The sequence below is a fragment of the Cognatishimia sp. MH4019 genome, from assembly GCF_020177595.1.
In the GTDB taxonomy this organism is placed as follows: domain Bacteria; phylum Pseudomonadota; class Alphaproteobacteria; order Rhodobacterales; family Rhodobacteraceae; genus JAHTBL01.
This window is the reverse complement of record NZ_JAHTBL010000009.1, coordinates 50,507-62,245: the sequence shown is the minus strand read 5'-3', so window position 1 is coordinate 62,245 and position 11,739 is coordinate 50,507. Positions and strand designations below refer to the sequence as shown.

9 protein-coding genes are annotated in these 11,739 nt (G+C 61.1%); 5 read left to right on the top strand and 4 right to left on the bottom strand.

Going from position 1 to position 11,739, the window contains the following annotated elements:
* Both KUW67_RS14850 and KUW67_RS14845 read left to right on the top strand, forming a co-directional pair.
* On the top strand, positions 1-1,227 hold the full coding sequence (locus tag KUW67_RS14850) for a hypothetical protein (RefSeq protein ID WP_224826115.1): 1,227 nt from the start codon (positions 1-3) through the stop codon (positions 1,225-1,227).
* Entirely contained in the window at positions 1,215-2,465 is a 1,251-nt protein-coding gene (locus tag KUW67_RS14845; RefSeq protein WP_224826114.1) for a lipopolysaccharide biosynthesis protein, read from the top strand. Before KUW67_RS14850 ends, KUW67_RS14845 begins: the two co-directional genes overlap by 13 nt.
* 66 nt (positions 2,466-2,531) lie before the next feature.
* Here the strand turns inward: KUW67_RS14845 and KUW67_RS14840 are convergent, their stop codons facing one another.
* Positions 2,532-3,203, bottom strand: a complete 672-nt coding sequence (locus KUW67_RS14840; RefSeq protein ID WP_224826113.1) for a sugar transferase — start codon at positions 3,201-3,203, stop codon at positions 2,532-2,534.
* 110 nt (positions 3,204-3,313) lie between these two features.
* Between KUW67_RS14840 and KUW67_RS14835 the strand changes: the two genes are divergently transcribed.
* Entirely contained in the window at positions 3,314-5,251 is a 1,938-nt protein-coding gene (locus tag KUW67_RS14835) for a polysaccharide biosynthesis tyrosine autokinase (protein WP_224826112.1), read from the top strand.
* Here the strand turns inward: KUW67_RS14835 and KUW67_RS14830 are convergent, their stop codons facing one another.
* Both KUW67_RS14830 and KUW67_RS14825 read right to left on the bottom strand, forming a co-directional pair.
* A complete protein-coding gene (locus KUW67_RS14830; protein ID WP_224826111.1) occupies positions 5,252-6,391 on the bottom strand; it encodes an NAD-dependent epimerase/dehydratase family protein in 1,140 nt (379 codons plus the stop codon). It lies immediately after the preceding gene.
* Positions 6,392-6,476: 85 nt separating this feature from the next.
* The gene (locus KUW67_RS14825; RefSeq protein ID WP_224826110.1) at positions 6,477-7,751 is read right to left on the bottom strand and encodes a replication initiation protein; all 1,275 of its coding nucleotides are present in this window, start codon (positions 7,749-7,751) and stop codon (positions 6,477-6,479) included.
* Positions 7,752-8,325: 574 nt separating this feature from the next.
* Here KUW67_RS14825 and KUW67_RS14820 point away from each other — a divergent pair.
* The gene (locus KUW67_RS14820; RefSeq protein ID WP_224826109.1) at positions 8,326-9,741 is read left to right on the top strand and encodes an AAA family ATPase; all 1,416 of its coding nucleotides are present in this window, start codon (positions 8,326-8,328) and stop codon (positions 9,739-9,741) included.
* Complete coding sequence (locus tag KUW67_RS14815; protein ID WP_224826108.1) at positions 9,719-10,804, top strand: ParB N-terminal domain-containing protein; 1,086 nt, start codon at positions 9,719-9,721, stop codon at positions 10,802-10,804. The genes KUW67_RS14820 and KUW67_RS14815 overlap by 23 nt, the downstream gene beginning before the upstream one ends.
* Positions 10,805-11,173: 369 nt before the next feature.
* On the opposite strand, the gene msrB is transcribed toward KUW67_RS14815, so the two are convergent.
* Positions 11,174-11,638, bottom strand: a complete 465-nt coding sequence (gene msrB, locus KUW67_RS14810) for a peptide-methionine (R)-S-oxide reductase MsrB (RefSeq protein ID WP_224826107.1) — start codon at positions 11,636-11,638, stop codon at positions 11,174-11,176.
* Positions 11,639-11,739 lie beyond the last annotated feature (101 nt).

Genomic DNA, 11,739 nt, shown 5'->3' with positions numbered 1-11,739 from the left:
ATGCGCGCCTCCCCCCTCTCGCTCTGGGCGCTCTGCGCCGCCTGCGCCCTCTGGACGCCTGCTTTTGCGGTGCCGGGCCTGCCGCTGCCGCTCCAACCGCTCGACCTGATCGCACTGGCAGGTTGGCCGCTTCTAACGCTTTACTGTCGCCGCATGACCGGCCTTCGGCTGGCAGCCCCGCTTGGGCTCGCCGCCTGCGTTCTCACCTCGTGGAGCATGGTCGGCGGCCAGCCCCTTGTCGCGTTATGGACAGTCGCCTGCGCGCTGCCTTTCACAGCCCTCAGCGCCATCGCGCTGGCAGACATCACTGCCCGCGAGGCGTTCCTGCGCGGGTTCCTGATGGCCGCCACGGCCTCTGCCCTGCTGTTTCTCGCGCAGATCGTCATCGGTGCTCAAGCGCTTGATTTTCGGACCAATATCGCCTTCAGCCTGCCGCCTCATTACGGGCGTGGCTTCGCCCTTTTCCCCGAGGTTTCGACCTTTGCGACCCATATCACCATGACCATCGGTGTCCTGCTCGCTTTGCTTTTGCATCCCGGAACACGCCGCCGCGCAGCGCTTTGGGCGGCCCTCTTTCTTTTCGCTGGGTGCCTTCTTTTTACCCGCTCGACCAGCGTGATCGTGCTGGCCCCACTCTTGGTCGGTGTGGCTTTGCAGACGACCCAAACGCTCAGCTTGCGCAGCTTGCTGATCGTGATGGCCAGCAGCGCTGTAATCGCAATCGTGCTCACGTTCTTCGTATCGGTGTTCTATGCTGACAGGCTTGCCACAAATGCCGCTGACCGCTCTGCCGCGATGCGGCTCGCGTCCATGCTCGGTGGCCTCTCTCCCCTCTGGAGCGGGGAGCTGTTCGGCGTGGGCATCGGCGAGAACCACGAGGTTCGCCTGCGCGCCCACCAGATGGCCCGCGCGCTCGGGCTCAATTTCGGGACCCTACCGACCGGCGTAAACTCCCAAATCATCGGCCGAATATTCGAGGAAGGCTGGCCCGCGCTCTTGCAAATGGCCGTCATGGTCCGGGCGATGTTCAGCCGTCGCACGCGACACGCGGCCCGGCTCAGCCCCGCAACAGCCGCCTTGCTCACGCTCGGCATCGGCAGTCTGCTCACCGCGCTTCTGGTCACAGGATATCGCGGCATCTACACCAACTGGCTCTGGATCGCGGTGGCCGCAGCGCTGGCCCCGCGCCAGACGCGGTCCGAAAGGCACGCCCCATGTCCCGCCTGATCCTGACCGCCACCGCATTGCGGGGCGCGGGTGCCCTGGCCTGGCTGGCCTATACTTGGCTGCTCGCGCGCCTTTTGCCGTCCGATCAACTCGGCACGATGCTGACCATCCTGGCCCTGTCCGGGCTGCTCGCGGGGCTGCTGACGGCAGGCTGGGCGCAGCTCCTGCTCCGCGAAGGATCCCGCCTCTGGGCCACCGCCCAGGCAGGCGCGCTGACATCGCTGATGGCCCGCGCTTTCACCGCTCTGGCCCTGCGCGGCTTTGCCTTGGCGCTTCTGCTGGGCGCGGTCTTTGGAACCACCCAAATCGCGACCCTCCCCCAAAGCCCGATCACCCTGTGCCTGAGCATCGCACTACCGTTGCTGCTGGCCTTGCTCGGGCTGCTCGCGTCTGCCCGCCGCGCCCAAGGCGCGTTGGTGCCCGCGCTGCTTAGCCAAGGTCTGCTGCGCGCCGCGCTCCCACTTGCTAGCTGCGCGCTTTACGCACAATTCGCGCCATTAACCTTGGCTATCGCACTCTGTATTTATGCTGCAGGTGTGTTGCTGTGCTTGCCGCTCGCATGGCCGCTCAGCGCCCCTCCCCTGCCCTGCCGACCGGACCGCACCAGTTTGCGCGCTTTGACCACGGCCCAAGCGGGCTGGATGCTGCTCGGCCATCTTGACGTCATCGTGCTGACCCTCATGGCCAGCCCCACGCAAGCCGCGCTTTATCTTGTGGCGCGCCGTCTGGCAGGGCTGCTCGCCCTGCTTTTCGATGCGCTGCGCAGCGCATTGGCACCTGCCCTGTCGCGCGCCTATCACCAGCGTATCGGCTTCGGCGGTCTGGCCGCGCGCACCAATTTGGGTTTTTTCCTGATCGGTGGGGGGGCCGCCACCGGCCTTGTCGTGCTTGGCCCGCTTGCCCTTCCGCTTTTTGGCGCTCACTTCGCAGCTGCGGCCAGCGTGCTGATCTGGCTGACCCTCGGCCAGGCCGCCCCTGCCCTTTTTGGCGCGACCGGCATGCTGATGACCATGACCGATATGGAGCGTCCCCGCGCCGTGCTCATCTGGATCGCGATCCCGACAACAGCGCTTGCGCAGCTTTATGCCGCGAGCCAATCGCTCCACGAGCTGGCCGTGACAACCGCGCTCTGCCAACTTGTTTTTTCGGGTGTTTGTGCAGCGGCACTTGCCCATCGGCATGGCATCCTGCCGGGGCTCACGGCATTGCTGCACCCAAAGCTGCGCTTCAAGGCTTAGGCGAAAAAGCCCTGCAAAGCGGGAAGGTCTACTGACCTCCCCCCCGCGCAACACAAGCGGACGCGTCTAGCAGCCCGTCCGCTTCAACACCGCCCCGATGGTCTTCCAAAGAACGGCCAGATCGGTGCTTAACCGGGCGTTCAGAACGTAGCCCACATCCATTTTCACCCGCTCTCGATAGCTTACATCGTTGCGGCCCGAAACTTGCCACATCCCGGTAATTCCGGGGCGGCACATCAGATACGCCCATTCGAACCCGCGATATTCCTCTAGCTCGGCCTCTGGCACCGGGCGCGGGCCGACAAGGCTCATCTCGCCGCGCAACACATTCCAAAGCTGCGGCACCTCATCCAGCGAGGTTTTGCGCAAAACGCGCCCCAGCCGCGTCACCCGCGGGTCATCCTTCAGCTTGTAATTCTGCGCCCATTCGCGCGCCGCTGCAGGGTCGCTTTTCAAATGCGCGCGCAACCGCGCAGGCGCGTCAATGCACATCGTGCGCAGCTTCCAACACCGAAACTGCGTCGCATCCCGCCCAACCCGGTCATGCCCGAAAAACCCTGGCCCGCCATCCAGCCGCACAGCCCCCCATAGCACCGCCACCAGCGGCACCGCGACCGGCGCCAAGGCCAGCACGCCGGCGATGTCCAGCACCCGTTTTCCACGGGTCACATAGCGATGGAATGCCAGCCGGCGCCCAATGCGCGCATCCGGCCAATCGGTAAAGTTTTCATGTTTCATTTCGCCCTCACAAGCTGCTGAACCCATGAAACGCGATAGCGGTTAAGGAAGCCTCCACACTTCGGGCGTAGCGTCAGAAAAATGAAACGCATTTGAAGAAAGGACGCTTCATGACCGCGCTGCCACCCGGCCTTGCCGTGCCTGCCAAACCCGGGCAGACCGAGGATGACGTGCTTGATCTGGGCATCCTGCTCCGGGCGTTGTGGCGGGCCAAGTTTCGCCTGTGCACCGCGGCCTTTCTCGGCGCGGTTCTGGCGCTGATCTGGCTGCAGACGCTGGCCCAGCCGCTTTATCGCGCCACCGCCGTGGTGGTCATGGAACCGCAGGTCGACAAACTTGGTGATCTGGGCAGCGTTCTGCCCGGCCTGCCCACTGACAACACCGCCGTGAATACCGAGGTTGAGGTGCTGTCGTCTCGCGCCTTGCTTGCTGATGTGGTCGACACATTACACCTTGATCGCGATATCGAGTTTAACCCTGCATTGCGCCCTCCCGGTGTGATGGATCAGGGGCTCGCCATGGCCAAGGCGCTGCTTGGCATCCCCCCGGCAGAGCCTGTGCGCCAAAGCCGCACCGCGACGCTTGATACGCTGTCCGATGCGCTGACCGTGCGCAATATTCCCGACAGTATGGTCTTTGAACTCACGACAGAGGCCAGCACGCCCGAAAAGGCGGCCCTGATCTCTAACACCTTGTCAAAGCTCTATATTCGGCGTCAGATTGACCTGAAGTTCACCGCGACTGAACAGGCGACAGCCTGGCTCAGCGACCGTGTGGCCGAGCTGAAGATCGAACTGGAAACGGCCGAGACCGATGCCAAGACCTTCGCCGCCGAGATGGAGTTGATCAATCCCGAAACGCTTGAGCTTCTGTCCCAGCAACTCAAGGAAGTGCGCGAGCGTATCTTCGCCCGCGAAACCGGCATCAAACGGTCCGGCCGCAGCAATGTCCGCGACCGCGCGCAGCTTGAAACCCTGCGCCAGCTAGAGGTTGATCTGGCCGAGAAAATCAGCCGCCAGTCCCTTGATCTGGTCACACTTGAGCAGCTTCAAAGGGAGGCCACCGCCTCCAGCCTTATCTACGAATATTTCCTGTCGCGGCTCAAGGAAACCAGCGTTCAGCAAGGCATCCAGCAGGCCGACAGCACCATCCTGTCCCCGGCAGAGGTGCCCCCGGGCCCTGCCCGCCCCCGCGGCGTGCTGATCGTTGTCTTTTCTGCGCTCTTGATGGGCCTGATTTCGGCCATGCAAGTCGTGCGCCGCGAGGCTTTGCGTCAAACCTTCCGCACCGCCGACGAGGTTGAGGAGTTTACCGGCTATACCGTGCTTGGCCAGATCCCGCGCGTCCCTGCGCGCAACCGCAAAACCGTGCTCAAATACATCGCGTCCAAGCCCGCTTCCGCCGCGGTAGAGGCCGTGCGCAACCTGCGCACCTCGGTCTTCATGGCGGGCCCCACCAACCCGCAGATCATCATGTTAACTAGTTCCGTGCCCGGCGAGGGCAAAACCACTCAGGCCCTTGCCATGGCCCAGAATATGGCCAGCCTCGGCAAACGCGTTTTGGTCATCGAAGGCGATATCCGCCGCCGCATGTTCCGCTCCTACTTCGAGATGGAGGATGTGCCGGGCATGATGTCCGCACTTACCCGCAAGACTCGGCTGGAAGACTCCGTCTGGCGCTCTGACCTACTGGGCGTCGATATCCTGCCTGGCGACAAAACCAACAGCAACGCTGCCGACATTTTCTCGACCCCGCAATTCGGGCGATTGCTGCGCGGGGCGCGCAAATCCTACGATGTGATCCTTATCGATACGCCGCCTGTCCTGCTGGTGCCAGACGCACGTGTGATCGGTCAGCACGCCGATGCCATCCTTTATACGGTGCATTGGGACAAGACCCCGCGCCGTCAGGTCGCCGCCGGTCTGCGCAGCTTCCAGACCGTGGGGCTTACCGTCACCGGCATGGTGCTTTCAAAGGTGAACCCGACCCTTCAGAAAGCCTACGGACATGATGAAAGCTATGATTCCAAAGGGTATTATCACAATTGATCACCAGCGGGCCTTGCTGAAAATCACGTCCCGGTTCAGCCGGTCCTTATAGCGGCCCACGGTCGCGCTGATCTCGTCCATCAGGCTGTCTTCCAGCGTGCGCGGCTCAAATCCAAGCGACCGCAACCCCGCGTTTGACACCCGCAACTGGTTCGCCGCCGCCTCTTTGCGCGGGTTGTCGAGGTAAGACACCTCCGCCCCCGTCCGCTCTGCAATCATCCGGGCCAACGCGCCGACATTGCGCACTTCGGCCACCTGATTGAAGACCTGCACCTGCGCACCCGGATCGGGCGGCGCGCCCGTGGCCAGATGCACGCACCGCGCGGTGTCCGAGATATGGATGAACGCCCGGCTCTGCCCGCCTGTGCCATAGACGGTCAGCGGATGCCCGACCGCAGCTTGGCTCACCAACCGGTTCAACACGGTGCCGTATTCGCCATCATAATCAAACCGGTTGATCAGCGCCTCGTCCGAGCTGGTAATCTCGCTATCGGTCCCCCAGACAATCCCTTGGTGCAGATCGGTGATCTGGAACTGCCAGTTTTTTGCATAAAACTGCATTAATGTATGATCGAGGCATTTCGTCAGATGATAAATCGACCCCGGATTGGCCGGATACCCGATCGTCACATCCCGCCCCGTCTGCGCCACGCGCACATCCAGATAGCCTTCCTGCAGCTCGCCCAGATCGTCCGAATAGCCATAAACGCCCATCGTCCCCAGATGCACCACATGGGGCCGCTGCCCCAGCTCGACCAGCGCTGAAAAAAGCGTGTTCGTGCCGTTCACGTTATTGGCGACCGTATAGCGCCGCTGCGCATCGCCCAGCATCGAATAAGGGGCAGAGCGTTGTTCGGCGAAATGCACGATAACGTCCGGCTCCAGCGTGCCCAACAGCGCTTTCAGCGCCACCGGGTCAGTCACATCAAGATGCGAGAACTGCACGTCGCCCACGTTGCGCGCCGCTGTCACGCGATCTTCGATTGACCGGATCGGCGTCAAGGAAGGCGCGCCCAGATCATCGGCAATGGCCCGGCGCGAAAGATTGTCCGCGATCGTCACGGCATAGCCTTCGGCGGCCAGATGCAACGATGTGGGCCAGCCGCAAAAGCCGTCCCCGCCCAATACCAAAGCCTTCAAACCACTCTCCTCAGACGCTCGTTACCCTTGTTTTGAGGCCGTGTTAGCCGGGAAATTTGTCAGAAAATAGCCCGGTCCGCAGCGATTACGCGGCCAAATCGTCGAAAAGACCCGGCACAAGATCCTCCCAGAAATCACAGATCGCACGGGCATTCAGGGCCGAGGCCCAGCCGAGCCGCGCAAACTCCTCCCGGTCCAGCGGGTCAGAGAGTTGCGACAAGAACAGCCGCCGATCACTGTCGCGCTGCGTCGGATTGCGCGCCAGCGCCACATCGCGCACCCGTGCCAATCGCGCCGCCCGCTGCGCCCGTTCCGCCAGTCGTGCATCCACCTCGGCCTCCTGCGCCTGGGCGCGGCGCTGCCCCTCCTCTGCCCGGCGCGCGGCCTCTGCCGCGACCTCCGGATCCGGCTCTGCCGCCTTGGGCTGCGCGTAGTCGCCCTTGATCGCCGCCGTCAGATAGCGCACCGGGCTCTCGACCCCATCTTGCGCATGCAGATAGGCCAGCTTGGCCGCCACATAATCCTCGCCATGCTCCGAAATCCACTGCCGCGCCAGCCGGTCCGACACGCCCATCTCCAACAGCGCCGCATAGACCCGGCCCTTGCGCAGCCCGTCATCGTCATCAATGTCGAACATCGCCAGTTGCGGGTTCTCTTTGATCCGAAACCGGATTTCGGTGACTGTGCGCCCCATCTTGCGCACCTCCGGCTCGATCAGGATGTTGGAGCTTTTGTTCACCTCCGCCACCGCCGGTTTGATGATCTTCGCGTTCAAATGCTTGTAAGTCTCATAATAGGCGCTGCCATCGACCCCCATCAGCCGGCGAAACAGCTCCAAAGACCACCATCCGGTGCTGCCCGTGCGCACAAACCGGTAGCAATTCTCGTAAAGCGATAGCGCATGCCCGCTGGTAAACCGTCGCTGGATATTAAGGTTAATCAGCGCGAACACCTTGGGATCATGCAGCTTTTCCGCCAAGGCCGGGGAATAGGCGTATTCACACACGCCCCCTTTCAGCTTGGCATAAGACAGCAGCGCCGAGACGCCCCATTCCTGCCGCCCCTTCTCGTCCAGCATGTCCCATTCCGCCACGGTCTCCGCCAACCCGCGCAGCGCGCCTTTCAACGTCTCCATGTCGTTCGAGTTATACCCGATCATCGTGCAGAGCGTGCGTGCATCAATCGCGTGTTTCGGCTGCGTGGTCAGCGCATCATATGCGTTCAACAACAACACGTTGGACAGTTTGCGCTGGAGCAGCGACAGCTTGCCAGACACGTGGATCGCCGCCACGTTCTTCTTAACCGAGCTGCGCCGCAACGCGCCTGTCATCCGCTCGGTCGGAATATCCTGCTTACCCATGCTCACTGCGCCCCTTTTGGGAATCGGGTGCTCTGCGTCACCTCGTGCGTAAGATGGCACAAAAAGGCACCCGCGCTCAAGTCTGTGATAGGCACCCTTTTACGGGGCGCAGCTCATCCTGCAAACGGGTCCCCTTTGTGGATAACTCACCGCGCGCCCTCCCCTTCCCCGGCTTTGAAGAGCATTTTGAAAGCGAAAGGGAGTCTGAAATGCGTCTCTAACATCGCCCAATAGACTCTACCGCGAATCGGACCCTGTCATCCCGAGGCCGGGTTCCTTCGGTCCCGAAAATGGGTCCCTTTAAGCCTGCGCGCGGGTCCTTTCGATACCGGAAACAGGTCCCAGAAGTAGTCTAATACTTTGATTAATAACAGTTTATCAAACCCAAAGACTCTAAATAATCTAAAGATTCTACAGTTTAGGCTGCGTGTTTTTCTGATCTGGACGGTCATTTTACGCTCTTTCAACCGTTTCGCAGCGAAAATCGGCCTTCGCAATTCCCTCAAAAGGCGAGATGTGCGATAGATCGGGTTATACACGGCAAAACCTAGAACATCTCACAAAGAGAGGCGCGATGAGCAGAAAGACAGACCAACCCGTCCCCCCCTATTTCAACCTCGACCCGGAAACGGCAGCGGGCAAGTTAGGCGATCCTATCGACACCGCCCGATTCGCAAAAGCCGCCGCTTTCGCTGCGAAAGGCCGCGATGATCTGGCCAAGCGGGGCTATTCGCCCGATGGCCAGAAACGCCTGCGCAAGTTCTCCGTGTGGGAGATTTGCCGCTACCTGATCCCCGTAAACGCGGCCCATCTGCGCCGGGTTCTGAAAGCCAACCCAGACCTGCCCCAGGGCGAAGGGGCTGCGGGCGCCAAATGGTTTACGCTGGAAGAGGTGCTTTCGCTGCGAAACCACTTTGCCGAGGAAGGTGTGGCGAGCAAGGAATACAAACCCTACCGTCCCGATGGCCTGCCTGCGAAAGTCGTCGCTGTTGCCAACTTCAAAGGCGGCGTTGGCAAGACCTCAACCGCCGCGCATCTCGCCATGTCAGCCGCTTTGGATGGCTACCGTGTGCTGGTCATCGACCTCGACAGCCAAGGCTCCATGACCTCAATCATGGGCGGCACGGTTGAGGACGAATGGTCCACCGTCTTCCCGCTTCTGGCCAAGGATTATGCCTTGCATGTCCAGCGCGAGAACGGCGTACGGGAGGCGCAAAGCCAAGCGCCCCTGCCCTTGGACGAGACCCTGACCGAAGCGTTGCAAGTCACTGCCAAGGACGTGATCCAGCCAACGCATTGGCCCAATATCGACCTGATCGGCGCGCAGCTGAACCTCTATTGGGCGGAGTTTCAGGTTCCCGTCTGGCGCATGTCGCAGCGAAACTGGCCGCTTTGGGACGCGCTCACGGGCTTTCTTGGGAACGAAGATGTGCTGGATGAATATGACATCATCCTGCTCGATACGCCCCCAGCGCTTGGTTATTTGACGATTAATGCGCTGGCGGCCTCGGATATCTTGCTGGTGCCCCTTGGCGCGTCTTTTCTTGAGTTCGACAGCACGGGCCGGTTCTTTGATATGCTCTACTCGACGTTCGCCTCCATTGAGGATGGGGAGAACGCAGCGCGACGGCGCGCCGGCCTGCCGGAAATGAAGTTTGAATGGGACGTCGTGCGCGCGCTGATCACCCGGTTTGATGCGGCGCAACAGACCGATCTGGCGAATGTCATTCAGGCCTATCTGGGTGATTTCATGAACGCGTATCGGCAGGATTACACCGCCCTTGTGGGCCAAGCAGGCGAGCAGGTGAACGGCATCTACGAGGCCGATTATCGCGACTTCAATCGCGAGACGTATGTTCGGGGCCGCGAGGCGTTTGACCGGACCTATGCGGAATTCAAAGAGCTGCTGATTGGCGCGTGGTGGCGCGACAGTCAGATGGCTGAGGCAGAGCAGAAGGAGCAAGACGATGGCAAAACGCAGACGGCTTGAAGTCCCGACAGAGGACAGCCTGAAAGACATCGAAGAGGGTTTCGCACGCGAAACCAAAAGCGCGTTCGGGGCGTTGCCGCCGATTGCGCAGGTGGCGGCGGATGCGGCGGCGCAAGCCACGCCCGAAAGCGCTGAAGCCCGCGAAGAGGCCGCGCGCGACAAGGCCGATGCAGAAGCGCTGCGCAAAGCGGTGGCGGACGGCTTGCTGGTGCAGGAAATCCCGCTGGTGGAAATCCACGCAGATGAGCTGTCACGAGACCGGATGGCGATTGACAGCGAAGAGATGGAGGAGCTGCGCAACTCGATTATTGCCCATGGCTTGCGGATGCCGATTGAAGTCTATCCGCTGCCCAAGCCCGGGCCGAATGCCAAATACGGGCTCATTTCCGGGTGGCGTCGTCTGGCGGCCTTTCGCCAGCTTTTGGCGGAAACGGATGATCCCAAATACAAGGTCATTCGGGCGATCAAACGGACGCCTGGCAACGCGGCGGACGCCTATGTCGCGATGGTCGAGGAAAACGAAATCCGCGCAAACCTCAGCCAGTATGAGCGCGGCCGGATCGCGGTGATGGCGGTGCAGGCGGCGGCGTTCTCGAACGTGGAGGACGCGGTGGCGCAGCTGTTCCACGCAGGCTCAAAAGCGAAGCGATCCAAGATCCGGGGCTTTGCCGAACTGCATGAAGAGCTGGGCGATTTGCTGGTCTTTCCAACCGCGCTGAACGAGCGGCAAGGCTTGAAGCTGATCGGCGCACTGCGGTCGGGTTTCGCACGCGAAATGCGCGCGGCGCTGGCAACAGGGCAGGGGGTGGATCCGCAGTCTGAGTGGGAATTGCTGGAGCCGTTCACGATCACACAAGACGAGCGCGCGCCCGCTCGCAAGCTGGTCAAAGCGGCGCGGCCCCGGGTGGAACGGGCTGACGAAGTGCACCTTGCCAATGGCATCGTCATGCGCCGGGAACATGATGGAAAAAGTCATCTGATCCGGCTGGAAGGCAAGGTCGTCGATGTCCTCATGGTCGAGGAAGTGATGGCCGCCGTTAAGCATCTTCTTGAGCCCAGTTGACGGTTTCGCATGCGAAACCAAACGGCCCGAGGCCCCGTCATTTTGGCGGGGCTTTTTCTTTACTGGTTTCGCATGCGAAACCATCCTTTCGCAGGTGCATTTTTTGACCTCCTTAAAAGAGCTTAGAAAAAATCATTTTTTATCAATATCTTATAATATACTGTAAATGGGTACCTATTTTAAGCACCCCCACGTTTCGCGCTGAAACTTAACATAATACCGAAACAGTGCAGGCGGTTTCGCAGTGGGGCAGGGGGCTTTTCCCGTTCGTGATTATGTTAAGTTTCGCAGCATTCTCGCAAAAAACGCGCCCTGAGGCGCGTTAAGGTTAATTGCGGGGTAAGGCGCGCTAAATCGCGCCAGAGGCCCTCAGGCGGGCTTAAACACGAGGCTGACGCCGTTTAGACAGTGCCGCTTGCCCGTCGGTTTCGGGCCGTCGTTGAAGATGTGACCCAGATGCGATCCGCAGCGGCGGCAATGACATTCGGTGCGCGGGTAGACCAGCTTGAAGTCGGTCTTGGTGCCGATGGCCCCATCGACACTTTCGTAAAAGCTGGGCCAGCCGGTGCGGCTATCATATTTCGCGGCCGAGCGATAAATGTGCAAATCACAGCCACGGCAATGATACTCCCCCTCGGCATATTGCTTGTCGAGCGGGCTAGAGAACGCACGTTCCGTGCCTTCTTCGCGCATCACGTAATATTCCATGTCGCTCAGCATCGCTTTCCATTCCGCTTCGGTCCGTGTGACCTCGAAAGCGGTCTTGCCACGGGCGGGCATGGCCATGGCGGCGGCGGATGCGGTGACTGCGGCGAAGAAATTGCGGCGGTTCATAGATGGGCTCCTCTTGGGGTGTGCCAAAGATGACCGCATAAACCCGCCCGCACAATCCGCCTCACGCAGACGTGCTCAGGGTTTCATCTTTGCTGAAATAC